24 protein-coding genes, 3 tRNA genes and 1 pseudogene are annotated in these 22,873 nt (G+C 51.6%); 18 read left to right on the top strand and 10 right to left on the bottom strand.

The window, feature by feature from the left end:
• Positions 1–238: 238 nt before the first annotated feature.
• The 3 genes and pseudogenes from ACQG0T_RS13900 to ACQG0T_RS13890 form a co-directional block, all read right to left on the bottom strand.
• Positions 239–1,207, bottom strand: a complete 969-nt coding sequence (locus ACQG0T_RS13900) for a glycosyltransferase family 2 protein (RefSeq protein WP_426723801.1) — start codon at positions 1,205–1,207, stop codon at positions 239–241.
• Positions 1,207–1,506 (bottom strand): GtrA family protein, encoded by a 300-nt coding sequence (locus ACQG0T_RS13895; RefSeq protein WP_426723800.1) that lies wholly within the window; start codon positions 1,504–1,506, stop codon positions 1,207–1,209. Before ACQG0T_RS13895 ends, ACQG0T_RS13900 begins: the two co-directional genes overlap by 1 nt.
• 224 nt (positions 1,507–1,730) lie before the next feature.
• Positions 1,731–2,945 (bottom strand): annotated as a pseudogene (locus ACQG0T_RS13890) (ISL3 family transposase).
• Between the two features lie 97 nt (positions 2,946–3,042).
• On the opposite strand from ACQG0T_RS13890, the gene ACQG0T_RS13885 reads away from it, so the two are divergent.
• Together ACQG0T_RS13885 and ACQG0T_RS13880 are read left to right on the top strand one after the other, a co-directional pair.
• A complete protein-coding gene (locus tag ACQG0T_RS13885; RefSeq protein ID WP_045335882.1) occupies positions 3,043–3,348 on the top strand; it encodes a hypothetical protein in 306 nt (101 codons plus the stop codon).
• Positions 3,348–4,616, top strand: a complete 1,269-nt coding sequence (locus ACQG0T_RS13880; protein ID WP_426723799.1) for a Y-family DNA polymerase — start codon at positions 3,348–3,350, stop codon at positions 4,614–4,616. The genes ACQG0T_RS13885 and ACQG0T_RS13880 overlap by 1 nt, the downstream gene beginning before the upstream one ends.
• Here the strand turns inward: ACQG0T_RS13880 and ACQG0T_RS13875 are convergent.
• Positions 4,609–5,280, bottom strand: a complete 672-nt coding sequence (locus tag ACQG0T_RS13875) for an SOS response-associated peptidase (protein WP_426723798.1) — start codon at positions 5,278–5,280, stop codon at positions 4,609–4,611. The genes ACQG0T_RS13880 and ACQG0T_RS13875 overlap by 8 nt on opposite strands.
• 393 nt (positions 5,281–5,673) lie before the next feature.
• On the opposite strand from ACQG0T_RS13875, the gene yedD reads away from it, so the two are divergent.
• Positions 5,674–6,087, top strand: a complete 414-nt coding sequence (yedD, locus tag ACQG0T_RS13870; RefSeq protein ID WP_003859613.1) for a lipoprotein YedD — start codon at positions 5,674–5,676, stop codon at positions 6,085–6,087.
• A gap of 102 nt (positions 6,088–6,189) precedes the next feature.
• Here yedD and amyA read toward each other — a convergent pair whose 3' ends face one another.
• The 4 genes from amyA to fliD all read right to left on the bottom strand — a co-directional run bounded on the left by amyA (position 6,190) and on the right by fliD (position 10,000).
• The gene (amyA, locus tag ACQG0T_RS13865; RefSeq protein ID WP_003859614.1) at positions 6,190–7,677 is read right to left on the bottom strand and encodes an alpha-amylase; all 1,488 of its coding nucleotides are present in this window, start codon (positions 7,675–7,677) and stop codon (positions 6,190–6,192) included.
• A 98-nt stretch (positions 7,678–7,775) separates the two neighbouring features.
• The gene (gene fliT / locus ACQG0T_RS13860; protein WP_006811148.1) at positions 7,776–8,147 is read right to left on the bottom strand and encodes a flagella biosynthesis regulatory protein FliT; all 372 of its coding nucleotides are present in this window, start codon (positions 8,145–8,147) and stop codon (positions 7,776–7,778) included.
• Entirely contained in the window at positions 8,147–8,557 is a 411-nt protein-coding gene (fliS, locus tag ACQG0T_RS13855; protein WP_003859616.1) for a flagellar export chaperone FliS, read from the bottom strand. Before fliS ends, fliT begins: the two co-directional genes overlap by 1 nt.
• A gap of 30 nt (positions 8,558–8,587) precedes the next feature.
• The gene (gene fliD, locus ACQG0T_RS13850; RefSeq protein WP_017693218.1) at positions 8,588–10,000 is read right to left on the bottom strand and encodes a flagellar filament capping protein FliD; all 1,413 of its coding nucleotides are present in this window, start codon (positions 9,998–10,000) and stop codon (positions 8,588–8,590) included.
• A gap of 269 nt (positions 10,001–10,269) precedes the next feature.
• On the opposite strand from fliD, the gene ACQG0T_RS13845 reads away from it, so the two are divergent.
• The 8 genes from ACQG0T_RS13845 (at position 10,270) to sdiA (ending at position 17,389) form a co-directional block, all read left to right on the top strand.
• The gene (locus tag ACQG0T_RS13845; RefSeq protein ID WP_271040320.1) at positions 10,270–11,538 is read left to right on the top strand and encodes a FliC/FljB family flagellin; all 1,269 of its coding nucleotides are present in this window, start codon (positions 10,270–10,272) and stop codon (positions 11,536–11,538) included.
• 163 nt (positions 11,539–11,701) lie between these two features.
• Positions 11,702–12,421 carry an RNA polymerase sigma factor FliA gene (locus ACQG0T_RS13840; protein ID WP_003859623.1) on the top strand — a complete coding sequence of 240 codons (720 nt, stop codon included), beginning with the start codon at positions 11,702–11,704 and terminating at the stop codon, positions 12,419–12,421.
• A 54-nt stretch (positions 12,422–12,475) separates the two neighbouring features.
• Positions 12,476–13,027: a flagella biosynthesis regulatory protein FliZ gene (gene fliZ / locus ACQG0T_RS13835; RefSeq protein ID WP_015570235.1), complete on the top strand. Its 552-nt coding sequence runs from the start codon at positions 12,476–12,478 to the stop codon at positions 13,025–13,027.
• A gap of 86 nt (positions 13,028–13,113) precedes the next feature.
• Positions 13,114–13,914 carry a cystine ABC transporter substrate-binding protein gene (gene tcyJ / locus ACQG0T_RS13830; RefSeq protein ID WP_058685736.1) on the top strand — a complete coding sequence of 267 codons (801 nt, stop codon included), beginning with the start codon at positions 13,114–13,116 and terminating at the stop codon, positions 13,912–13,914.
• A 103-nt stretch (positions 13,915–14,017) separates the two neighbouring features.
• Entirely contained in the window at positions 14,018–15,004 is a 987-nt protein-coding gene (dcyD, locus tag ACQG0T_RS13825) for a D-cysteine desulfhydrase (protein WP_058685737.1), read from the top strand.
• Positions 15,005–15,025: 21 nt separating this feature from the next.
• Positions 15,026–15,694, top strand: a complete 669-nt coding sequence (tcyL, locus tag ACQG0T_RS13820; protein ID WP_003859632.1) for a cystine ABC transporter permease — start codon at positions 15,026–15,028, stop codon at positions 15,692–15,694.
• Positions 15,691–16,443 carry an L-cystine ABC transporter ATP-binding protein TcyN gene (gene tcyN, locus ACQG0T_RS13815; protein WP_271040319.1) on the top strand — a complete coding sequence of 251 codons (753 nt, stop codon included), beginning with the start codon at positions 15,691–15,693 and terminating at the stop codon, positions 16,441–16,443. The genes tcyL and tcyN overlap by 4 nt, the downstream gene beginning before the upstream one ends.
• A gap of 223 nt (positions 16,444–16,666) precedes the next feature.
• Positions 16,667–17,389: a transcriptional regulator SdiA gene (gene sdiA, locus ACQG0T_RS13810; RefSeq protein ID WP_017384479.1), complete on the top strand. Its 723-nt coding sequence runs from the start codon at positions 16,667–16,669 to the stop codon at positions 17,387–17,389.
• 64 nt (positions 17,390–17,453) lie between these two features.
• Here the strand turns inward: sdiA and ACQG0T_RS13805 are convergent, their stop codons facing one another.
• Together ACQG0T_RS13805 and ACQG0T_RS13800 are read right to left on the bottom strand one after the other, a co-directional pair.
• Positions 17,454–17,678: a DUF2594 family protein gene (locus ACQG0T_RS13805; RefSeq protein ID WP_003859644.1), complete on the bottom strand. Its 225-nt coding sequence runs from the start codon at positions 17,676–17,678 to the stop codon at positions 17,454–17,456.
• A complete protein-coding gene (locus tag ACQG0T_RS13800; RefSeq protein ID WP_418235935.1) occupies positions 17,665–17,745 on the bottom strand; it encodes a hypothetical protein in 81 nt (26 codons plus the stop codon). Before ACQG0T_RS13800 ends, ACQG0T_RS13805 begins: the two co-directional genes overlap by 14 nt.
• 397 nt (positions 17,746–18,142) lie before the next feature.
• Between ACQG0T_RS13800 and uvrY the strand changes: the two genes are divergently transcribed.
• The 7 genes from uvrY (at position 18,143) to ACQG0T_RS13765 (ending at position 22,872) form a co-directional block, all read left to right on the top strand.
• Positions 18,143–18,799, top strand: coding sequence for a UvrY/SirA/GacA family response regulator transcription factor (gene uvrY, locus ACQG0T_RS13795; RefSeq protein WP_017384478.1), 657 nt, complete (start codon positions 18,143–18,145; stop codon positions 18,797–18,799).
• Positions 18,796–20,628: an excinuclease ABC subunit UvrC gene (gene uvrC, locus ACQG0T_RS13790; RefSeq protein WP_017384477.1), complete on the top strand. Its 1,833-nt coding sequence runs from the start codon at positions 18,796–18,798 to the stop codon at positions 20,626–20,628. Before uvrY ends, uvrC begins: the two co-directional genes overlap by 4 nt.
• 56 nt (positions 20,629–20,684) lie before the next feature.
• Positions 20,685–21,233, top strand: coding sequence for a CDP-diacylglycerol--glycerol-3-phosphate 3-phosphatidyltransferase (gene pgsA / locus ACQG0T_RS13785; protein WP_003859652.1), 549 nt, complete (start codon positions 20,685–20,687; stop codon positions 21,231–21,233).
• A 163-nt stretch (positions 21,234–21,396) separates the two neighbouring features.
• A tRNA-Gly gene (locus tag ACQG0T_RS13780) sits at positions 21,397–21,472 on the top strand.
• Between the two features lie 51 nt (positions 21,473–21,523).
• Positions 21,524–21,597 (top strand) — tRNA-Cys (locus tag ACQG0T_RS13775).
• Between the two features lie 11 nt (positions 21,598–21,608).
• Positions 21,609–21,695: transfer RNA gene (locus ACQG0T_RS13770), tRNA-Leu, on the top strand.
• 250 nt (positions 21,696–21,945) lie between these two features.
• Positions 21,946–22,872, top strand: coding sequence for a LysR substrate-binding domain-containing protein (locus tag ACQG0T_RS13765; protein WP_271040318.1), 927 nt, complete (start codon positions 21,946–21,948; stop codon positions 22,870–22,872).
• Position 22,873 lies beyond the last annotated feature (1 nt).

Here is a 22,873-nt window from a genome sequence, read left to right as displayed (position 1 = left end):
TAATAGAAGATGCTAAAGGATTATAATCTTGGCTGTAGACTTCTTTATATGTTTTTGATAAATACAGTAATGGGTCGCTAAATAATAATGAACTGTAATCACTGTACATTTTCCAGTATGCCAGGAAATCAAATGAGTAGATGTCATTTTCAGTTGATGTGTAAAAGTACGACGTCAACAGGCATATGATTACCGCTACTGATAAGTATATTATTTTATTATATTGTTCAGCTCTCATTTACATATTCCCGTCATTTTCATTAAATCCAATTTTAGATTCAGTAAAAAATTTTGGCCTTTTTTTAGATTCCATATAAATCTTGCCGATATACTCACCTATCACTCCTAAGCATAGCATTTGCACGCCTCCAATAAATAAAACTGCCAATATCATAGAGGCCCAACCGCTCACCGTATGCCCAAGGAAATATTGAATTAGCGTATATACAACACCCACAGATGATAGTATTGATATAATAAAGCCTAGCGCCGTAACAATTCTTAGTGGTGTGACTGAGAATGAAGTGATTCCCTCAAGAGCCAATGCCAACATTTTCTTGATAGGATATTTTGATTCACCCGCAGCCCTCTCGCTTCGAGAATAATAAACACTCTCGGAAGGATACCCAATCAGAGGTATAAGTCCTCTTATAGAAAGATTTTGTTCTTTATACTGAAGCAGTGAATGCAATGCTCTTTTGCTTAATAGTCTAAAATCAGCATGATTCTCTACTTGATTAACGCCAAGTTTCGTCATTATTTTGTAAAATGCTTCGGCTGTGAACTTCTTAAAGAAGCTATCTGATGTTCTGTCATTTCTTACTCCATAAACAATATCGTGTCCTGTAAGATATGAGTCAACCATCTTTTCAATAACTGCTGTGTCATCCTGTAAATCAGCATCAATGCTTACAGTAATATCAGAGCCTATGCATGATGATAATCCAGCCATTAAAGCAGTCTGATGACCTTTATTTCGTGATAGCTTTACGCCTTTTACTAAATCATTATTGTTTGAAGCGTTTTGTATTAAGCTCCATGTGGCATCTTTGCTTCCATCATCCACGAATACAATATGGCTTCTGGTATTTATTTTACCTTTATCTTTCATTTCGACTATACGTCTAGATAATTCATCAAGACAAAGATTAAAAACCTCTTGCTCGTTATAGCATGGCACAACTATTGAAAGAATTGGAGCGCTCATTATTTCATAACCCATAATTTATTAATAATAAAGCCAGCGAGTGTATAAAAAAACATCCCTGTTAACTGAACGAGATATATATTTTCAACGCCAGCTAGAATAGATATTTTCATAGCAAAAATATTTATTACGTAACAAATTCCACAGCATGCCAGGAATTTGAGAAGTTTTGATAGCGAAAGCCTTGATGAAAACGTGAATATCGTATTGAGGATAAAACTAAACAGGATACCCACAACATAGCCCGAAAAATTTGCACTATAGAGTCCAACACCAAAGGCGGTAAGAGCAAGGATCACTGAAGCTGTACCGCGGTGTTCATTCCGCCAACAAGGCAGTACCTGACGGCCTGGCTACTATAAATGGAAGATAGATTTATACTCATGAGTTGCGCATCTTTAACGTGATTAAAATCAGTCAATTCGGAAAGGTCTGAAGTTTAGCACCACAACGAAACTTGATCGACTCTCATATTTGACGATACTGTATATAAATGGGTCTTCCCCGATCATGGTGGGAAGGCTCAGAACGCCATATTCAGCTTTCCGTAGTGGAACATCACCCCCAGTTTAAAGCGCTCCCGGTTTCGGTATCCCCTGGCTTTTATCCTCAGCAGCCTGATCTTGCTGTTAAGTGCCTCCGCATTTCCGTTTGAGACACTATCTGACATCGCATTTCGGTCACCTTTTTCCTATCGTTTTCGCGCACAGTTCATCATGGGAACGTCATGTTAGCCGCAGCAGGCCAACCATCTTCTGCCAGTCACTTCGTATTTATCGGTTCCATGGCCTGTATCCAGATATCTTTTGCCAGCTCTTTCAGCGCCCAGCACTGGCTCGTCAGCTTCATCTGTGCACGCAGCCACATCAGCTTTTCCTGCCGGGATTCGGTCATCCACTTATCGCTGTACTGCCACAGGAAGCGGGTTCCTTTTGCCTGGTGTCGGCTTTCAACAGGGAGGTGCGGATGTTCATTCTGACGGGTTTTATCAACTACCTCGCCCAGTTGCTTCGCCACATGGAAGCGGTCAAAGGCGATTTTCTCAACCGCACTGGGTAAGTGGATACGCGCTGCTCTTATATAGCCCGCGTTCATGTCCATTGAGAGCGTTTTGATAGCCAGCAACTGCCCATCAGTGAGCGTGCGAAGATAGCCGGCAAGACTCTCTGTGCCGCGATCATCCGTTAAGGCCAGCGCCCGACCATCGCGCGATCGGGAATCACCGTTATGTAACGATGTCCTTTTTTAAAGGCGACCTCATCCACATTCATATGACGGGCGGATAATGGCTTTTTTATCCGGGCAAGACCTCGCTTAACTGCCCGGGTCATAATGCCGTCAACCGCATTCCAACTGAGCTTAAGTTGCTTCCTGACAGCATCAACGGTGCTGATTTTCAGCCATGAGAGAACGAACGATTCGAATAGCAACGTATACCGGCTTCCGGGGCCAGCCCACGGAACAGGCAACGTCAGGCAGCCATGCTCCGGACACATAATTCGTGGAACATCGGCTTCAACAATAGTGGTGAACTGGCAGGTATCAAGATGGCGCCATTTACGATGACGGTGATCGTGAACAGAACAGGATTTACCGCAGGTCGGACAGGCTAGCCGGGTGTTTTCAGCGATCTCAATAGTGACAGTAACAGAACCGGCATTTTCATCGAGAGAAAGGGACTTTACCTGCCACGGATCAGAAGGTTGAGAATATGAGCGTAGAGGGACTTTTCATCCATGGCGGTGACCTCTGGCGATTAAATACACCATTATCATGCCTTCAGCCACCACAACAAGGGAAGACCCATATAAATACAGTTGTTTTGGGAGGTGGCCATGGAGGCAAAAGCTCAGCGATACAGGCTTGAACAGTTATGTGGTGTTAACCGTTACTCATGCCTGGTTGAAACGTCAGGCGGTTATGCGCTTTTTCAGCCTGATCTTGTGCCATCCAACGGAACACGCGTGCTGGTGCATGCGTTCGGACAGCTACAGTTCGCGGTCGTTATGGGCGGTGCGCTCATCACAGAAGACGGTGAAAGCATAGAAGGTGATGCTTTAGATGAAGTTGAAGTTATGGGTGTGGTGACCTTCTTTATAAATGGCGCTGCGGCGTTCACAGACGACAATCCGGTGATGTGATGTTTGCCCTAGTCGATGTGAACTCATTTTATGCCAGTTGCGAGACGGTATTCAGACCAGACCTGCGCGGGCGGCCTGTTGTCATTCTGTCGAATAATGACGGGTGCGTAATAGCGCGTAGCGCAGAAGCAAAGGCTGCCGGGATAGCGATGGGTGAGCCGTTCTTCAAGCAGAAGGAGTTGTTCCGGCGCGCAGGTGTTGTTTGCTTCAGCAGCAACTACGAGCTCTATGCAGACATGTCCAGCCGGGTAATGACCACACTGGAAGAAATGAGCCCGCGCGTGGAAATTTACAGCATAGACGAAGCATTCTGCGATCTGACCGGCGTAAGAAACTGCCGGGACCTGACTGAATTTGGGAAAGAGATCCGCGCGACTATTTTACAGCGGACGCATCTTACAGTCGGCGTCGGCGTAGCGCAGACCAAGACGCTGGCTAAGTTGGCTAACCATGCTGCGAAAAAATGGCAGCGACAGACGGGAGGCGTGGTCGATCTCTCAAACGTCGACCGACAGCGCAGGTTAATGGCACTGGTACCGGTAGAGGATGTCTGGGGTGTTGGCCGGCGCATCAGCAAGAAGCTGAACGCTATGGGCATCAAAACCGCACTGGACCTTTCAGAGCAGAGCACATGGATTATCCGAAAACACTTTAACGTTGTGCTGGAGCGAACCGTCCGGGAGCTGCGCGGCGAGCCATGCCTGGATCTGGAGGAGTTCGCCCCGGTGAAGCAGGAAATCGTATGCAGCCGATCGTTTGGCGAACGCATTACTGACTATGAGCAGATGCGGCAGGCTATTTGCAGCTACGCGGCCCGTGGTGCTGAGAAGCTTCGCGGCGAGCACCAGTATTGCCGGTTTATATCCGCCTTCGTTAAGACCTCTCCATTTGCCCTTAATGAGCCGTATTACGGAAACAGCGCATCGGTAAGGCTGCTCACACCAACTCAGGACAGCAGAGACATCATCAACGCCGCGGTAAAGTGTCTGGACAAAATCTGGAAGGACGGTCACCGGTACCAGAAAGCGGGTGTCATGCTGGGCGACTTCTTCAGTCAGGGCGTGGCCCAACTAAACCTGTTCGATGACAGTGCTCCCCGAGCTGGTAGTGAGAAGTTAATGGAAGTACTGGATCACCTGAATGCAAAGGACGGAAAGGGCACGCTCTATTTTGCCGGGCAGGGTATACAGCAGCAATGGCAGATGAAGCGTGAAATGCTTTCTCCGCGCTACACCACCCGTTTTTCAGATCTTCCAGTGGTTAAGTGACGGGCTCTATAAGTTCTGGCCCCTGATTCTTCACATTCCCCACGGCGCGCGTCACAGCGTGCCAGATAAATTTGTCTGCTGGAACAGCGCCGTCGGCTGCTATCTCTGCCGCTTCCTTCCCGCCTATATCCTGGCGCATCCACTCCCGGGCGGCTTCCGGTGACAAAACCAATGGCCGGCGGTCGTGAATGTCGACCAGACCTTTGTCGGCCGCAGACGTCACTATCAGGAAACCTTCTGCATCATCGCCACGCTCAAACGGTGTGCTGCCGATCGCTGCCATAAAAATCGGCTGGGCATCGGCGCGGTGAATGAAGTAGGGCTGTTTCTTGTCACCTTCCTTCTTCCATTCGAACCATCCATCCGCAAAACAGATCGCCCGGCCATGCTGCCAGAGAGGCTTGAACATTCTGCTGGTGGCTGCGGTTTCTACACGCGCGTTAATTAATGGCGGTTTGTCCCACCATCCAGGTGCGTAGCCCCAGAAAACCGGATCTAGGTGCAGCTGCTCGTCGCGTTCATTCAGCAACAGCACTTTGGTTCCGGGCGCCACGTTGTACCGGCCAATAGGTTCCGGGTCATATGCAATGTCGCGATCGCCTTCATCGGCAAGATATGCCAGATAGTCTTCACGGGTTTGTGCTTGTGCAAAACGTCCACACATAGAAACCTCCAGTCAGTCAGACTGAAAGTATAGGGCAGGGAGAAAAAGTAGCGCGCGCTGGTTAAGTCTTACAATCGGATCGGTGGGGATTATGCTGATGGTATGGGAAGGCGTAAAGCGGGGTGTTGAGAAACTGGAAGGAGCTACGCAAAGTTTAGCGGTGGGGCATGGGTGGGGCACAAAACAGCACTCGTTCTAAGGCGAACTTAGACGACTGATGTTTTCGACGACTATAACCATCTGTTATTTGGTGCGCTCTTGGACGATCTTTGTCGATTAATAAAAATGTATGCTCATGTGATGGGGATGCAGGTTTAATCAATACCTATCTTACGCTGGCAGCCTGATGGCTTTAATGCCACAATATTTTTTTCTTCGCATGCAGGAAAGATGATGAAAAAAGTAGCAATTGTGGCTGCGATGCTGACGTTAGCGGGATGTGTTCAGGTAGATAACTATCAGGAAGTGATTAAGCACCCGGTACCTTCGCAACTGGCAGGTTACTGGCAGTCGAAAGGGCCGCAGAGCGCGATGGTGAGCCCGGAAGCGATCGCCACGCTGGTGGTGACGCCAGAGGGGGATACGCTGGATTGCCGTCAGTGGCAGCGCGTTATCGCGGTGCCGGGTAAGATCATGCTGCGTTCAGATGATTATTACAACGTGACCCGTAAGCTGGATGTCTATCCGCTGGAGCGTGATGGGGCGGCGCTGGAGTATGACGGTATGGAACTGTACAAGGTTGACCGTCCAACGGTGGAATGCGCAGATTACCTGAGCAAGAATCCGCTGGAGAGTAAGCTTCCGTAGCGGTAAAAGCAAAACGGCAATCATATTGCCGTTTTTAGGGTTTGCTCCCTCTCCCGGTGGGAGAGGGTCGGGGTGAGGGCATCAGGCCGCACTTTCCCAGCACTACAGCGCGTCCTCAATCACCCAGACGCTGACGCTTCCCCCGTTACAGAAGAACGTCCCTTCGCCATCCGCCGCCGTGGTCACGGTTTCCTCGCGGTTGCCTAAAAAATCACGCCAGGTCTTATTGCCGTAATTTTCCCCGAGGCAGATGGTCTTCTCGCCGTCATCACCATTTGACAGCACCACCACACAGCCCGGGTGCTCCTCAGTCCCGCTGCGGCTGAACGCAATGCAGTTTGGATGGTCGAAAAAGAGCGTCTGCACGCCGTGGGCAAAACGCTGCCGGGCGAGGATCAGCTCGTGGAGCTGTTCAATCACCGGCATATCGATGTGATACGTCTCGCCATCCCCGCCGGTGTCGTCATAGCTGGCGCCAAAAAGATCCGGGTAGAATACGCTCGGCACGCCGTTTTCACGCAGCAGGATGAGCGCGTAGGCCAGCGGTTTGAACCAGGCTTCAACCGGGGCTTCCAGCGCCTGCAAGGGTTGGGTATCGTGGTTGGCTACCAGGGTCACGGCATGGAACGGATCGGCTTCCACCAGCGTACCGGTGAAAATCTGGCTCATATCGTAGTCGCGTCCCTGGCGTGAGGCTTCGTGAAATTTCATTTGCAGTGGCGCATCAAACAGCATGGTTTTACCGTCCACCTGATTGATGTAGTGCTGCAATTTATCCACTTCGTGAGACCAGTATTCCGCCACGATAAACAGCGGCTGCGGGGCCACCTCCTGGACGTGCTCAATCCACTCTTTATAGAACCAGGCCGGGATGTGTTTTACCGCGTCCAGGCGGAAGCCGTCGCAGTGGGTTTGCTCCATCACCCAGCGCGCCCAGTATTTGATCTCCTCCGTCACCGCATGGTTGCGAAAATCGATATTTTCACCCATCAGGTAATCGAAATTGCCCATCTCGTCGTCGACCTGATCGTTCCAGCCTTCGCCGGTGTAGTCGTTCACGATTTTGAAGATACCGTCCTCATTGGGGTTTTCAATGTGGTCGATACCGCTGAAGCATTTGTAATCCCAGATGAACTGCGAATACTGCCCGGCCCGAACGGGGAAGGTGTAGCGCGTCCAGGCTTCGCATTCGATGATCTCATCGCTGATTTGGGTGCGATCCTGAGCATCCACGCGCTGCACGCGGACGGGTTCCTTTTCATCGGCCCCCATTTTATGGTTGACCACCACGTCCAGAAGCACCGCAATCTGGTTGCTTTTTAAGGCGTTGATGGCCTCCAGCAGCTGGGCTTTATCGCCGTATTTGGTGGCGACGCTGCCTTTCTGGTCAAACTCACCGAGGTCGAAAAGGTCATAAGAGTCATACCCGACGGAATAGCCGCCGGATGCCCCCTTATATGCCGGCGGTAACCAGACCATATTGATGCCGATTTCGTTCAGGTTGGGGGCTAATGCCGTGACTTCTCGCCACAGTTCACCGCCGGTGGGGTAGTACCAGTGAAAACATTGTAAAAGTGTTGGGTTGCGCATGCACCATCTCCATGAGGTCGCGAAACTCAAGTATGGAGCAGGTTTGGCAGAAATGCCTGGCGAACGAAACGGTTAACGCTCGAACGCCAGTTAAATGGCTAATTAATATCGCTATTACTTTGCGGAACCAGGACATGACCGCCCTGGTTACCGTAGGTGGAGAGAACGGTTTTCTGGATGGAGGATTGCCCAACCAGCTTCGCCAGTTCATCCATTCTGGCTTGCAGCAACGTTTTTACCTGGCCTTCGTTGTCCAGGATCACCCGCAGCGTCGGGCGAAGCTGCTCCTGAATCTGCATCGAAGGCTCACTTTCCTGAGTGAGACGAGCCAGTGAGTGCACCGCATTAACATAGTCGGTTTCACAGATGATCAGATCATCCCATAGTCCCTGCCGGGCCAGTCGCAACATCAACTGGCTCTGCTCAAGGAGTTGCTGATAAAGGGCATAAAGTTGCGGTGCGTTACTCATTAGACGGCGTCCTGCATCAGTTGTGGCGTACCGGCAACCTCCTTCCACCCGTCAGCGATATTGCGCAGCAAGTTTTCCACCTCTTCGATGGCGCTGGCGTCGTTATTCACGTTGGCGTGCAGGAGGCGACGTACCATATAGGCATAAAGGGCAATCAGGTTTTGCGTAAGCTCATCACCGTTATTTTCCACCAGGCCAACCTTCAGCCCGTTTTCGATAATGTTGATGGCTTTTGAGAGCGCCAGCCCTTTTGCCGGGATATTACCGTCTGCCAGGAACAGACGCGCGCGTACCAGCGCGCTGAGGGCTCCATCAAATAGCATGATAACCAGCTGCTGCTGGCTGGCGCTCATCACCGCGCTTTCAACTTCTATCTTTGCGTAGGCTTGCGTGCCTTTTGCGCCGTACATGTTATCCCCCTCGGGTCTGATTAGCGTTTACTACTTGTTGCTGGACGTATTTTCGAACTGCTGCGTCAGGTAGCTGCTGGTGTTGTTCAGCGAGGTCATCAGTACGTCCAGCTGGGTAAACTGGGCTTTGTACTGCGCCACTCTCGCGTCAATACGTTCGCTCACGGCGTTATATTGATCCGTTAACTTGTTCAGCGTTTTGCTGACGCCATCTTTGGCCGCCTGGATAATGCCTTTACTGGAAAGCCAGTCAGTCAGATGGGTGGCCATGGTGGTAGTGATCCCGGTGGTTTTACCGTCACCCACAACCAAATCTTTCACGGCAGACGGGTTATCCGTCAGCGCTTTTTTCAGCTTGTCGCTGTCCAGCTCCAGCTTACCCGTACTTGGATCGGAGGTAATGCCGACCTGAGACAGCGTTTTATAGGCGGTTCCGCCGACGGAGTTGCCCAGCATGGTTTTCAGCTGCGTCTGGATAGTACGCAGCGTACTGTCTCCGAGCAGGGCACCGTTGCTGGAATCCTGCGCATCTGTACCCGCATCAACCGCCGTATATTTGGTTAATGATGCAAAGCTGTCCTGAAGGGTGTTGTAGGCATCCACCCAGGCTTTCATCGCCGTTTCCGCTTTCGATGTATCTTTAGCGATCGTCAGCGTCTGGTTACCGGTGGTGACATCGTTCAGGTTCAGGGTGATATCTTCCAGCGCATCGCTGATGGTGTTGCTGCTGTTTTCGATATCGACGTTATTCACCTTCAGCTTGGCGTTCTGCGCGGTGACACTTTCTGTCATGCCGTTGCTGGCGTCGGTGCTGGTGCCGTTGTAACCCATAAAGGATTGCAGGGCGCTGTCGCCGCTCACGCTGATGCTGACCGCGTTGTCCGCCCCGGTTTCGGTGGAGGTGATGGACAGACGGTACTGACCATTACCGACGTTAATAATACTGGCGGTCACGCCGGCGTCAGCTTTGTTAATCGCATCGCGAATGCCGGTCAGCGAGGAGTTTGCCGCGCTGATATCGACGGTCACCGGATCTTTACCGTTACCGGCGGTAAAGGTGATCTTGCTGTCAGCCGTGGCAATGGCCGTTTTGGTATCCGGCTGCGCGTTTTTGGTCGTCAGGGTTTGCGCCTGCGCCAGCTGCGACACGCTGATGGTGTATTTACCGGCAATCGCGCTGCCGGTGGTGGTGGCGCTGAATGCCGTGGTACTGCTCGACGTGCTGGTCGCTGTAAACAGATCGGCTTTATTCAGCGCGGTGTTGGCGGTCTGAAACGCTTCCAGTGAACTTTTCAACGTGCCGTAAGCGCTCAGCTTGGCGGTATACGATGTCTGTTGTTTGGAAATTGGCGTCAGCTGTGCTTTTTCGGCCGTGGTCAGACTATCCAGAATGTCTGCTAACTTAAGACCCGAACCAATCCCCAATGATGAAATACTTGCCATATTTATTCCTTAATCTATCGACACGTAGAACGAATAGTGGGGTTATCGGCCTTAATGGGGGAAAGTTTACGGTTAATTTCTTTTTTTTAATGGCGGGAATAACGGTAATAGAGAAGAGCTTTTCCGTGGCTAAAAAAATTAACGCGATCCTGAAAAAATATCTAAAGGTTGGTTTGGACCAGACGATAACACCTTTGACGGCGATGAAGCCGAAGGGTGGAAACCCAAATCTAACCAAACAGATTTGATGAACAACAGGAATCGAAATCATGGCACAAGTCATTAATACCAACAGCCTCTCGCTGATCACTCAGAACAACATCAACAAGAACCAGTCCGCTCTGTCTTCTTCTATCGAGCGTCTGTCTTCTGGTCTGCGTATCAACAGCGCGAAAGATGACGCTGCGGGCCAGGCTATCGCTAACCGCTTCACCTCTAACATCAAAGGTCTGACTCAGGCTGCACGTAACGCTAACGACGGTATCTCTCTGGCGCAGACCACTGAAGGCGCGCTGTCTGAAATCAACAACAACCTTCAGCGTGTTCGTGAACTGACCGTTCAGGCCTCTACTGGTACGAACTCTAAAACTGATTTGTCTTCAATCCAGGATGAAATTCAATCTCGACTGGATGAAATCGACCGTGTTTCAGGACAGACCCAATTTAACGGTGTCAATGTCTTGGCTAAAGACGGTTCTATGCAAATTCAGGTTGGTGCCAATGATGGGCAAAACATTACCATTGATCTGAAAAAAATCACAGCCTCAACTTTGGGTCTGACTGGTTTCGATGCCACCAAACTTGCTACAACCGTCAGTAATGGTACTAAGTTAAATGCTACTGTAGATTTTGCTTCCGCCACAGTTAGCAATACAGGGACTACGAATACTACAGCAACTGGTGATTCTTTAGTTCAAGATGATGCAGGTAATTATTTTGTTAAAGGCAGTGATGATAAGTATTACGCAGCAACGGTCGATTATATAGCAAATACCATCAAATTTAATGCAGATACAGCTGGCACGGTATCTGGTTCCGTATCTTCTGTTGCAGCAGCAACAGACACTGTAAGCGCAAAAATTGCTGTTGATACAACTACTTTAGGTGCAACTGAGTCACTGGTTTCATATAAAGATACGAGCGGCAATAACGCATATGCAGTTTATGATTCTGCTGCTAATACCTTTACTTCAGCGACCATTGACAGCACTGGTAAAGTGACTGCGGCTGCGGCTGCAAATACTGCGCTGAGCGATCTGAATTTGGATCCTTTAGATAAACTGGATGCTGCCATCTCTGATGTTGATAAATTCCGTTCTTCACTGGGTGCGGTACAGAACCGTCTGAGCTCTGCCGTAACCAACCTGAACAACACCACCACCAACCTGTCTGAAGCGCAGTCCCGTATTCAGGACGCCGACTATGCGACCGAAGTGTCCAACATGTCTAAAGCGCAGATCGTTCAGCAGGCCGGTAACTCCGTGCTGTCCAAAGCTAACCAGGTTCCTCAGCAGGTTCTGTCTCTGCTGCAAGGCTAATCGCCTGATTACGCTTAAACCCCGCTTCGGCGGGGTTTTTTCTGTCCGCATTTACGCGTAACCCCCCAAATAACCCCTCATTTCACCCACTATTCACCCGATTAAAACCCCTCCAGAATCGGATAATCATGCCGATAACTCAACTAACGCAGGGCTGTTTATCGTGAATTCACTCTATACCGCTGAAGGTGTAATGGATAAACACTCGCTGTGGCAGCGTTATGTTCCGCTGGTGCGTCACGAAGCATTGCGCCTCCAGGTGCGTTTGCCGGCGAGCGTGGAACTGGACGATCTGCTACAGGCGGGCGGTATCGGGTTATTGAATGCAGTTGACCGGTACGACGCTCTGCAAGGAACGGCATTTACGACTTACGCAGTGCAGCGTATTCGTGGTGCGATGCTGGACGAGCTACGCAGCCGCGACTGGGTGCCGCGCAGCGTTCGCCGCAACGCGCGCGAAGTGGCGCATGCGATGGGGCAGCTGGAACAGGAGCTGGGGCGCAACGCGACGGAAACCGAAGTAGCGGAGCGTCTGGGCATTCCTGTTGAAGAGTATCGCCAGATGTTGCTCGATACCAATAACAGCCAACTCTTCTCTTATGATGAGTGGCGCGAAGAGCATGGCGATAGCATCGAGCTGGTGACGGATGAACATCAGCAAGAAAACCCGTTACACCATTTACTGGAAGGGAATTTACGCCAGCGCGTGATGGAAGCGATCGAAGCTTTACCGGAACGTGAGCAACTGGTGTTAACCCTCTATTACCAGGAAGAGCTCAATCTCAAAGAGATTGGCGCCGTGCTGGAGGTGGGCGAGTCTCGGGTGAGCCAGCTGCACAGCCAGGCCATTAAACGCCTGCGCACAAAACTGGGTAAGTTATAGGTGAGTCATTCGCCTTGGAAATGCCGCACAACGTATTGACAACCAGGAGTTATCATGACGGTGCAGCAATCTAAAAGACGGCCTTTAAGCCGCTACCTGAAAGACTTTAAACACAGCCAGACGCATTGCGCCCACTGTAAAAAATTACTCGACCGCATCACGCTGGTTCGTCGCGGTGAAATCGTGAATAAGATTGCGATTTCCCGCCTCGACACGCTGATGGATGAAGCCGCCTGGCTTGAAGAGCAAAAAGAGTGGGTAGCGCTTTGCCGTTTCTGTGGCGATCTCCATTGCAAAGAGCAAAGCGACTTCTTCGATATTATCGGCTTCAAGCAATTCCTGTTTGAACAAACGGAGATGAGTCACGGCACCGTGCGTGAATACGTGGTTCGCCTGCGCCGCCTGGGTCAGCATTTGACCATGCAAAATATCTCCCGCGATTTGCTGACGACCGGATACCTGGATGAAAATCTGGAACCCTGGTTGCCCGCCACCAGTACCAATAATTACCGCATCGCGCTGCGAAAGTACGCGCAATATAAAGTCCAGATGCCGGGCGTCATAAAGCAGAAAGTCCGCGCCGGAACAACTTCTGATATATATTAAAAAAGAATAAGATGTAGCGCAGCCGCCTTTGACGTTGCAGGCGATTTCTCTACACTACTCAAAAATTCCACTGTATCGGGGTACTTATGAAATTAGCACTTCTGGGTCGTCAGGCGCTGATGGGGATGATGGCCGTTGCGCTGGTCGCGGGGATGAGCGTGAAAACGTTCGCGGCAGAGAATCTGCTCAACAAAGTTAAAGAGCGCGGCACGCTGCTGGTTGGGCTGGAAGGAACCTATCCTCCGTTCAGCTTCCAGGGCGACGACGGTAAACTGACCGGTTTTGAAGTGGAGTTTGCGCAGGAGCTGGCGAAACACCTCGGCGTTAAAGCCTCCCTGAAACCCACCAAATGGGACGGGATGCTGGCGTCACTGGATTCCAAACGTATTGACGTGGTGATTAACCAGGTAACCATTTCTGACGAGCGTAAGAAGAAGTATGACTTCTCCACGCCGTACACCGTGTCCGGTATTCAGGCGCTGGTGAAGAAAGGTAACGAAGGCAGTATCAAATCCGCAGCGGATCTGAAAGGTAAGAAAGTCGGCGTCGGTCTGGGCACCAACTACGAAGAGTGGCTGCGCCAGAACGTGCAGGGCGTGGACATCCGTACCTACGATGATGACCCGACGAAATACCAGGATCTACGCGTAGGCCGTATTGACGCCATTCTGGTTGACCGCCTGGCAGCGCTGGATCTGGTGAAGAAAACCAACAATACCCTGGCTGTCGCGGGTGATGCGTTCTCCCGTCAGGAGTCCGGCGTGGCGGTGCATAAAGGTAACGAGGATCTGCTGAAAGCCATCGACGGCGCCATTGCTGAGATGCAGAAAGACGGCAGCCTGAAGGCGCTTTCTGAGAAGTGGTTCGGCGCAGACGTGACGAAATAAGTCTCTGACTGACAAAAAAAGGCGCTTTTAAAAGCGCCTTTTTTATTTCTCGCGCGTCTGCGTGCATAATGAAATAACAATTGTTTGCGTGACCGGAGGAACCATGTCACTACAGAATTTAACGCGCTTTCCCCGTCTGGAATTTATCGGCGCACCCACGCCGCTGGAGTATCTGCCGCGATTTTCTGACTATCTGGGGCGCGATATATTCATTAAGCGTGACGATGTGACGCCCATGGCGATGGGCGGAAATAAGCTGCGCAAGCTGGAATTTCTCGCCGCCGATGCCCTGCGCGAAGGCGCGGACACGCTGATCACCGCCGGGGCAATTCAGTCTAACCACGTTCGCCAGACGGCGGCAGTGGCGGCGAAGCTGGGACTCCACTGCGTTGCCCTGCTGGAGAACCCGATCGGGACGCAGGCAGAGAATTACCTGACAAACGGTAACCGTCTGCTGCTGGATCTGTTCAACGTGCAGGTTGAAATGGTCGACGCGTTGACCGACCCGGCTGCACAGCTCGACGAGCTGGCGACGCGTCTGGAAGCGCAGGGTTTTCGTCCGTACGTGATCCCGGTTGGCGGCTCGAATGCGCTGGGTGCCCTCGGCTATGTTGAGAGCGCGTTGGAAATCGCTCAGCAGTGCGAAGGCGCGGTGAGTTTATCCTCGGTGGTGGTGGCGTCCGGCAGTGCGGGAACCCATGCCGGTTTAGCGGTCGGGCTTGAACAGCTGATGCCGGACGTCGAGCTGATTGGCGTGACGGTTTCCAGAAGCGTTGCGGACCAGAAGCCGAAAGTCTTCACCCTGCAACAGGCGGTGGCTGAACAGCTTGCGCTTCAGGCGAAGGCGGAGATATTGCTGTGGGATGACTATTTCGCGCCGGGCTATGGCACCCCCAATGATGAAGGGATGGAGGCCGTTAAGCTGCTGGCCCGTCTCGAAGGTATTCTGCTCGACCCGGTCTATACCGGCAAGGCAATGGCGGGCCTGATCGACGGCATCGCCCGCAAGCGCTTTAAGGATGAAGGACCCATTTTGTTTGTTCATACTGGCGGGGCGCCTGCGCTGTTTGCCTATCATCCTCATGTCTAAAAATCAGGTAGAAAAATAATAATGCAAGAAAGTATTCAACTGGTTATTGATTCGCTGCCGTTCTTGCTTAAGGGCGCGGTGTTTACTTTACAGCTCAGTATCGGCGGGATGTTCTTCGGGCTGGTGCTCGGGTTTGTGCTGGCACTGATGCGCATGTCGAACATCTGGCCGGTGCGGTGGCTGGCGCGGTTTTACATCTCCGTGTTCCGCGGAACGCCGCTTATCGCCCAGCTGTTTATGATTTACTACGGGCTGCCACAGTTTGGTATTGAGCTGGATCCGATCCCGGCGGCGATGATTGGCCTGTCGCTGAATACGGCGGCGTACACCTCTGAAACGCTGCGTGCGGCGATCTCCTCCATCGATAAAGGACAGTGGGAAGCGGCGGCCAGTATCGGGATGACCCCGTGGCAGACGCTGCGCCGGGCGATCCTGCCCCAGGCGGCGCGCGTGGCGCTGCCGCCGCTGAGCAACAGCTTTATCAGCCTGGTGAAAGACACCTCGCTTGCGGCGACCATTCAGGTGCCGGAGCTGTTCCGTCAGGCGCAGCTGATCACCTCGCGCACGCTGGAAGTGTTTACCATGTATCTGGCGGCCTCGCTGATTTACTGGGTGATGGCGACGGTGCTGTCCGCTCTGCAAAACTATTTTGAAAACCAGCTTAACCGCCAGGAGCGTGATCCAAAATGAGTGCAATTGACGTCAAAAACCTGGTGAAAAAATTCCACGGGCAAACGGTGCTGCATGGCATTGACCTTGAGGTTGACCAGGGCGAAGTGGTAGCAATTATCGGCCCGAGCGGGTCAGGCAAAACCACGCTGCTGCGCAGCATCAATTTACTGGAGCAGCCCGAAGGCGGGACGATCCGCGTGGGTGATATCACCATTGATACCGGGAAACCCATCAGCCAGCAAAAAGGGCTGATTCGCCGCCTGCGCCAGCATGTCGGCTTCGTGTTCCAGAGCTTTAATCTCTTTCCGCACCGCACGGTGCTGGAAAACATTATTGAAGGGCCGGTCATCGTCAAGGGTGAACCTAAGGAAGACGCGACGGTCCGCGCCCGCGAGCTACTGGCGAAGGTTGGGCTTGCAGGGAAGGAGACGAGCTATCCGCGTCGCTTATCTGGCGGGCAGCAGCAGCGTGTCGCCATTGCGCGCGCGCTGGCGATGCGCCCGGATGTGATCCTGTTTGACGAACCCACATCCGCGCTCGATCCTGAGCTGGTCGGGGAAGTACTGAACACGATCCGACGGCTGGCGCAGGAGAAACGCACGATGGTGATTGTGACGCATGAAATGAGCTTCGCTCGCGACGTTGCCGATCGGGCTATTTTCATGGATCAGGGGAGAATAGTTGAGCAGGGGCCGGCTAAAGCGCTGTTTGCCAATCCGCAGCAGCCCCGAACCCGTCAGTTCCTTGAAAAATTCTTAATGCAGTAGCATTTTAGCGTTCAATTTGCTCCAGATGCCGCTTCTGGAGCAAATTATCCTCCCTTAAACTCCGTTCTGTTGCTTTTTTATTCCGCCTGATGTGGATAAGCCATCGCCAAATTAAAGATAATCTGCCTGTGGCCGATATTTTATATAAATAATCATGCTTTATGTGTTAGGTTATATTCACCATAATAATGATTATCTTTATCAGAGGCTTCATTCAGTAAGTATGAGGGATATAGACTTTTTCACCTGGCGACGGGAATGCTTCCTCCGGTTTCAGGAAATGACCTGTGCCGAAGAGGTATATCAGGAACTTCAGCGACAAACGCAGGCGCTTGAATTCGATTATTATGCGCTTTGTGTTCGACACCCTGTGCCATTTACCCGCCCGCGAACCTCCGTCCATTCCAGTTATCCGCAACAATGGATGGCGCAATATCAGTCCGAGAATTATTTCGCCATTGACCCGGTGCTGAAGCCCGAGAATTTCATTCAGGGACATTTGCCCTGGACGGATGAATTATTCACGGATGCCCAGCAATTATGGGACGGCGCGCGGGACCACGGATTACGCAAGGGAATAACGCAGTGTCTGATGATGCCAAATCATGCGCTCGGTTTCCTCTCCGTGTCATGTACCAGCTTACAGGCACACTCGATATCCAGTGAAGAAGTTGAGCTGCGTTTACAAATGCTCGTCCAGATGGCGCTCACCACACTGTTACGCTTTGAACATGAGACGGTGATGCCGCCTGAAATGAAATTCAGCAAGCGTGAGCGGGAAATTCTGAAGTGGACCGCAGAAGGGAAGACGTCGGCAGAAATCGCCATCATTCTCTCCATCTCGGAAAATACCGTCAATTTCCATCAAAAGAATATGCAGAAGAAATTCAACGCACCGAATAAGATCCAGATAGCGTGTTATGCCGCGGCGACGGGGCTTATCTGACTGATATCACGTTCTGCGTGTCAGACGAGAAAACGGCTGAATGCTTTGCATCCAGCCGTTTTTGTTACTGGCGGTAGGCTTGTTTAATTTGCTTAACCGTATTGGCAAAAACAGCGGATTCCGCCTGGTCTTCCATCTGCGCGATCTGTTTTTCCATTTTAATGATCACACGACCAGCATCAGCCTGGCCCATCGCTTGTAGCATTAGCGTCAGCAGCGACTTCAGGCAGTTTACTTCCTGTGCCAGTTCCTGGTTATTCTCGGCAGTGGCAAATTCAGGTGTGCTCATTTATTTTCCTCATTATAAAACAGCGCATGAGCGCGACGATGAAAGTTAAGGCGGCGGAGTATACCACAAGCTACGGCAAAAAATGCAGTGGTTGTTTTTTATACTTATCGCGCAGTGATTATTGGGCGGCGCGGATTATGAAGGTACTCTGTCCAATATGTTAGCGACAATTAAATGTTTATCCCCGGTTCGCCATTCGTTAATTGTTGTTACAAAAAATCGCGCGCTCTTTTTCGTTTGAGTTAACAACTGTTTTAGTAACTTTTCGAATGTCGATGCTATAAAATAGAGGTAAAAGCCCAGCGGGCAAGGGTTTTCTTTCCACTTACTGTACAGCTTAATTTCCAAAAACGAGACAAGAATCGAATAGCCGATTTTTTAGCGTTTTAATCTTGCATGGAAAACCGTTAATATAAACCCAATTAGCAGTCAGTAGCGTTATCCCTATTCTGGAGACATTTCCTTTGATCAACGTCCTTCTTGTTGATGACCACGAACTGGTGCGCGCAGGGATACGACGCATTCTTGAAGATATAAAGGGTATTAAAGTTGCCGGCGAGGCGTGCTGTGGCGAAGATGCCGTTAAATGGTGTCGCGCTAACTCCGCAGACGTGGTGCTGATGGATATGAACATGCCCGGTATTGGCGGGCTTGAAGCCACGCGCAAAATCGCGCGCATGTTCGTTGATACCAAAGTTATCATGCTGACCGTCCATACCGAAAATCCGCTGCCTGCCAGGGTTATGCAGGCGGGTGCTGCCGGGTATCTCAGTAAAGGCGCCGCGCCGCAGGAAGTCGTCAATGCGATCCGCACCGTACACGCCGGGCAGCGCTACATCGCTTCTGATATTGCTCAACAGATGGCTCTGAGTCAGATTGAACCGGAAAAAACGGAATCTCCGTTTGCCAGTTTGTCTGAGCGCGAATTGCAGATTATGCTGATGATCACTAAAGGTCAGAAGGTGAATGAGATCTCAGAGCAACTGAATCTCAGCCCGAAAACGGTCAACAGCTATCGCTATCGAATGTTCAGTAAACTGAACATTCACGGTGATGTCGAACTGACTCACCTGGCCATTCGCCATGGTTTGTGCAATGCGGAGTCGTTAATAAGTCAGTGAGTGAAGCGTTCGATTCAAAAGCATTTCTGAAAACCGTCACCAGCCAGCCAGGCGTCTACCGTATGTACGATGCTGGCGGTACGGTTATCTATGTCGGTAAGGCGAAAGATCTGAAGAAACGCCTTTCCAGCTATTTCCGCAGCAACCTTGCTTCCCGTAAAACCGAAGCGCTGGTCGCACTTATACATAACATTGATGTCACCGTAACGCATACGGAAACGGAAGCGCTGCTCCTTGAGCACAACTATATTAAGTTGTATCAGCCGCGCTACAACGTTCTGCTGCGCGATGACAAATCCTATCCGTTTATCTTCCTGAGCGGCGACACGCACCCGCGGCTGGCGATGCATCGTGGCGCTAAGCATGCGAAAGGTGAATATTTCGGCCCGTTCCCGAACGGTTATGCCGTGCGGGAAACGCTGGCGCTTTTGCAAAAAATCTTTCCTGTTCGCCAGTGCGAAAATAGCGTTTATCGCAACCGCTCCCGGCCATGCCTGCAATATCAGATTGGCCGCTGCCTGGGGCCGTGCGTTGAAGGGCTGGTGAGCGAAGAAGAGTACGCGCAGCAGGTGGAATATGTCCGCCTGTTTTTAGCCGGGAAAGACGATCAGGTGCTGACGCAACTGATTGCCCGTATGGAAAAAGCCAGCGCGGCGCTGGAATTTGAGGAGGCCGCACGCATCCGCGACCAGATTCAGGCGGTGCGCAGGGTGACCGAGAAGCAGTTTGTTTCCAATACGGGCGACGACCTCGATGTTATCGGCGTAGCCTTTGACGCCGGTCTGGCCTGCGTTCATGTGCTTTTTATTCGTCAGGGCAAAGTGCTCGGCAGCCGCAGCTACTTCCCGAAAGTGCCGGGTGGCACTGAGCTGGGTGAAGTGGTGGAGACCTTCGTCGGCCAGTTTTATTTGCAGGGCAGCCAGATGCGTACGCTGCCCTCGGAGATCCTGCTCGACTTCACGCTCGATGATAAAACCCTGCTGGCGGAGTCGCTTTCAGAGCTGGCAGGCCGCCGGGTGAATGTTCAGACGAAACCGCGCGGCGATCGCGCGCGCTATCTGAAGCTGGCGCGAACCAATGCCGCCACGGCGCTGACCACTAAACTTTCCCAGCAGTCGACTGTCAGCCAGCGTTTAACCGCGCTTGCTACGCTGCTCAAGCTGCCGGAAGTGAAACGCATGGAATGCTTCGACATCAGCCATACGATGGGTGAGCAGACCGTGGCGTCGTGTGTGGTCTTTGATGCCAACGGTCCGCTGCGGGCAGAGTATCGTCGCTATAACATCACCGGCATTACACCTGGTGACGATTATGCCGCCATGAACCAGGTGCTGCGCCGTCGCTATGGTAAAGCGATTGAAGAGAGCAAAATTCCGGACGTTATCCTTATCGACGGCGGGAAAGGGCAGTTGGGGCAGGCGAAGGCGGTATTTGAATCGCTCGACGTGGAGTGGGATAAGAACCATCCGCTGCTGCTGGGGGTAGCGAAAGGGGCAGATCGTAAGGCTGGCCTGGAAACGCTGTTCTTTGAGCCGGAAGGCGAGGGCTTTAGCCTGCCGCCGGATTCCCCTGCGCTGCACGTGATCCAGCATATCCGCGATGAGTCGCACGATCACGCCATCAGTGGGCACCGTAAAAAACGGGCGAAAGTGAAAAATACCAGTACTCTTGAGACGATTGAAGGCGTCGGGCCAAAACGTCGCCAGATGCTGTTGAAGTATATGGGCGGATTGCAAGGATTACTCAACGCCAGTATGGAAGAAATTGCAAAAGTGCCGGGTATTTCGCAAGGGCTGGCAGAAAAGATCTACTACTCGTTGAAACATTGAGGGCTCTGTAGCAACATAGAGCTAAATTTTACTGACAACAGACAGTTACCGTCATCATGCGATTTAATATCCCTACGTTGCTCACTCTCTTTCGCGTTGTGCTCATTCCGTTCTTCGTCCTGGCATTTTACCTGCCGGTCGTCTGGGCGCCTTTTGCCTGTGCGCTTATTTTCCTGATCGCTGCCGTGACGGACTGGTTTGACGGTTATCTGGCGCGTCGCTGGAACCAGAGTACCCGCTTTGGCGCGTTCCTCGATCCGGTTGCGGATAAGGTGATGGTGGCAATCGCGATGGTGCTGGTGGCGGAACATTATCATACCTGGTGGGTAACGCTGCCTGCCGCGACCATGATTGGCCGTGAGATTATTATCTCTGCCCTGCGCGAGTGGATGGCGGAGCTGGGTAAACGCAGCAGCGTGGCGGTGTCCTGGATCGGTAAAGTTAAAACCACCGCACAGATGGCGGCGCTGGTATGGATGCTGTGGCGTCCGAATGCCTGGGTAGAGTGGGCCGGCATTGGTCTGCTGTGGGTTGCGGCGGTGCTGACGCTGTGGTCAATGCTGCAATATTTGAACGCTGCGCGCGGTGATTTGCTTGAACAGTGATCGTTTCGGCTTAATTTTCAGCAAACGATCCTGAGATGCAAAAAATAACGTTGACTCAAAACGTCATATCAGTAGAATGCAACGCATCGAACGGCGGCACAGTTAGCCGGACGATAATGAAATCAAGTGGTTAGGAAGTAGTTAAATAGTTACTTGATGACATGCGGGAATAGCTCAGTTGGTAGAGCACGACCTTGCCAAGGTCGGGGTCGCGAGTTCGAGTCTCGTTTCCCGCTCCAGATTAATGCATCGGCAGTTTGCGGGTGCAGGTCGAAAGACAACAGATTTAAGGCGCGTTAGCAAAGCGGTTATGTAGCGGATTGCAAATCCGTCTAGTCCGGTTCGACTCCGGAACGCGCCTCCACTTTCTTCCCTGGCCGGATGGTGGAATCGGTAGACACAAGGGATTTAAAATCCCTCGGCGTTCGCGCTGTGTGGGTTCAAGTCCCACTCCGGCTACCATGGGAAAAAGCAGAATAATCAAAGCAATAAGCAGTGTCGTGAAACCACCGAAAGGTGGTTTTTTTGTGCCTGCCATTCTGCTAATCAACAACCTTCATTTCTGACTCTCACGTAATAAAACAACGATCCTTTTCAACGGAATTAAACAGATACCCATTATGCTATCGTGTAGCGGGCGCGATTTGCAGTGTGAAGATTTGCAGGTTTGCGATCCTGATTCCCCATGCCATCACCTCATTTAAGGGACGCTATGTCTTTACCGCCATTGTATGCACTGCGTGCGTTTGAAGTTGCTGCGCGGTTGAACTCCTTCAGTAAAGCCGCTGAAACGCTCAATATTACACCGGGCGCGGTCAGCAGACATGTTCGTACCCTTGAACTGTGGTTCGACTGCGAGCTTTTCAAAAGGCAAGGTCCTCGGGTGGAGGTCACTGAAGCCGGGCGAGTGCTTGCCGGGCAGCTGAACGAAAGCTTCACGAGCATTGAATGGGCCTGCCGGGTATTTCGTAGTGAAAACCACCTGCTGCGGCTTAAAGCACCCAGTACCCTGACCATGAGATGGCTTCTCGACGTGCTGCGATCTTTTCGCAACAACCATGCAAAACCACAGGTTGAGATTGCCAGCGTCTGGATGGACATTGACACCGTTGATTTCAATCTTGAGCCCTACGATTGCGCCATTCTTCTCGGCAATGGGCGTTTTGGTGACACAACGGAAAGCCAACTGCTATTTCATGAATGGCTTATCCCGGTTTGTACTCCATCGCTTATCGAACCGGCCCGGCAGCGGCTTCCGCAATGCGATCTGATCCATCCTTCACCGGACAGACGTGACTGGCGGCGCTGGCTGCGAAGAACAGGATTGTTCCCGGGGCTCGATATGAGCAGCGGTATGGTGTTCGATACCCTTGAACAGGGAAGTATTGCCGCGCTGAACGGGCACGGCATCGCTATCGCCGAGCTGCATCTCACGCTTGATGCCCTGAAAAGTGGCCTGCTGGGCCTGCCTTTCAGGGAAGCTATCGCGACGGGGGATGGCTACTACCTCGTCTGGCCAAAAAATTCACTCAAAAGAGAGAGCATTCAGCATCTTCTGGCCTGGCTGCAAAACCATACCCCGGTCGTTCCGGCGCTGGATATCGATTATCTGGCATACGATGACAGTCGGATTTATTAAT

This window comes from Enterobacter cloacae complex sp. 302F9 (genome assembly GCF_050030335.1).
Classification (GTDB): Bacteria; Pseudomonadota; Gammaproteobacteria; order Enterobacterales; family Enterobacteriaceae; genus Enterobacter; species Enterobacter hormaechei_C.
Note: the sequence above shows the minus strand (reverse complement) of the source record. Positions and strands in the feature narration are given on the sequence as shown.

Excerpts from the sequence above, each read along its gene's own strand:
- ACQG0T_RS13900 (WP_426723801.1), bottom strand. The coding sequence starts at position 1,207 with ATGAGCGCTCCAATTCTTTCAATAGTTGTGCCATGCTATAACGAGCAA.
- ACQG0T_RS13885 (WP_045335882.1), top strand. The coding sequence starts at position 3,043 with ATGGAGGCAAAAGCTCAGCGATACAGGCTTGAACAGTTATGTGGTGTT.
- ACQG0T_RS13880 (WP_426723799.1), top strand. The coding sequence starts at position 3,348 with ATGTTTGCCCTAGTCGATGTGAACTCATTTTATGCCAGTTGCGAGACG.
- ACQG0T_RS13875 (WP_426723798.1), bottom strand. The coding sequence starts at position 5,280 with ATGTGTGGACGTTTTGCACAAGCACAAACCCGTGAAGACTATCTGGCA.
- yedD (WP_003859613.1), top strand. The coding sequence starts at position 5,674 with ATGAAAAAAGTAGCAATTGTGGCTGCGATGCTGACGTTAGCGGGATGT.
- amyA (WP_003859614.1), bottom strand. The coding sequence starts at position 7,677 with ATGCGCAACCCAACACTTTTACAATGTTTTCACTGGTACTACCCCACC.
- fliT (WP_006811148.1), bottom strand. The coding sequence starts at position 8,147 with ATGAGTAACGCACCGCAACTTTATGCCCTTTATCAGCAACTCCTTGAG.
- fliS (WP_003859616.1), bottom strand. The coding sequence starts at position 8,557 with ATGTACGGCGCAAAAGGCACGCAAGCCTACGCAAAGATAGAAGTTGAA.
- fliD (WP_017693218.1), bottom strand. The coding sequence starts at position 10,000 with ATGGCAAGTATTTCATCATTGGGGATTGGTTCGGGTCTTAAGTTAGCA.
- ACQG0T_RS13845 (WP_271040320.1), top strand. The coding sequence starts at position 10,270 with ATGGCACAAGTCATTAATACCAACAGCCTCTCGCTGATCACTCAGAAC.
- fliZ (WP_015570235.1), top strand. The coding sequence starts at position 12,476 with ATGACGGTGCAGCAATCTAAAAGACGGCCTTTAAGCCGCTACCTGAAA.
- tcyJ (WP_058685736.1), top strand. The coding sequence starts at position 13,114 with ATGAAATTAGCACTTCTGGGTCGTCAGGCGCTGATGGGGATGATGGCC.
- dcyD (WP_058685737.1), top strand. The coding sequence starts at position 14,018 with ATGTCACTACAGAATTTAACGCGCTTTCCCCGTCTGGAATTTATCGGC.
- tcyL (WP_003859632.1), top strand. The coding sequence starts at position 15,026 with ATGCAAGAAAGTATTCAACTGGTTATTGATTCGCTGCCGTTCTTGCTT.
- tcyN (WP_271040319.1), top strand. The coding sequence starts at position 15,691 with ATGAGTGCAATTGACGTCAAAAACCTGGTGAAAAAATTCCACGGGCAA.
- sdiA (WP_017384479.1), top strand. The coding sequence starts at position 16,667 with ATGAGGGATATAGACTTTTTCACCTGGCGACGGGAATGCTTCCTCCGG.
- ACQG0T_RS13805 (WP_003859644.1), bottom strand. The coding sequence starts at position 17,678 with ATGAGCACACCTGAATTTGCCACTGCCGAGAATAACCAGGAACTGGCA.
- pgsA (WP_003859652.1), top strand. The coding sequence starts at position 20,685 with ATGCGATTTAATATCCCTACGTTGCTCACTCTCTTTCGCGTTGTGCTC.
- ACQG0T_RS13765 (WP_271040318.1), top strand. The coding sequence starts at position 21,946 with ATGTCTTTACCGCCATTGTATGCACTGCGTGCGTTTGAAGTTGCTGCG.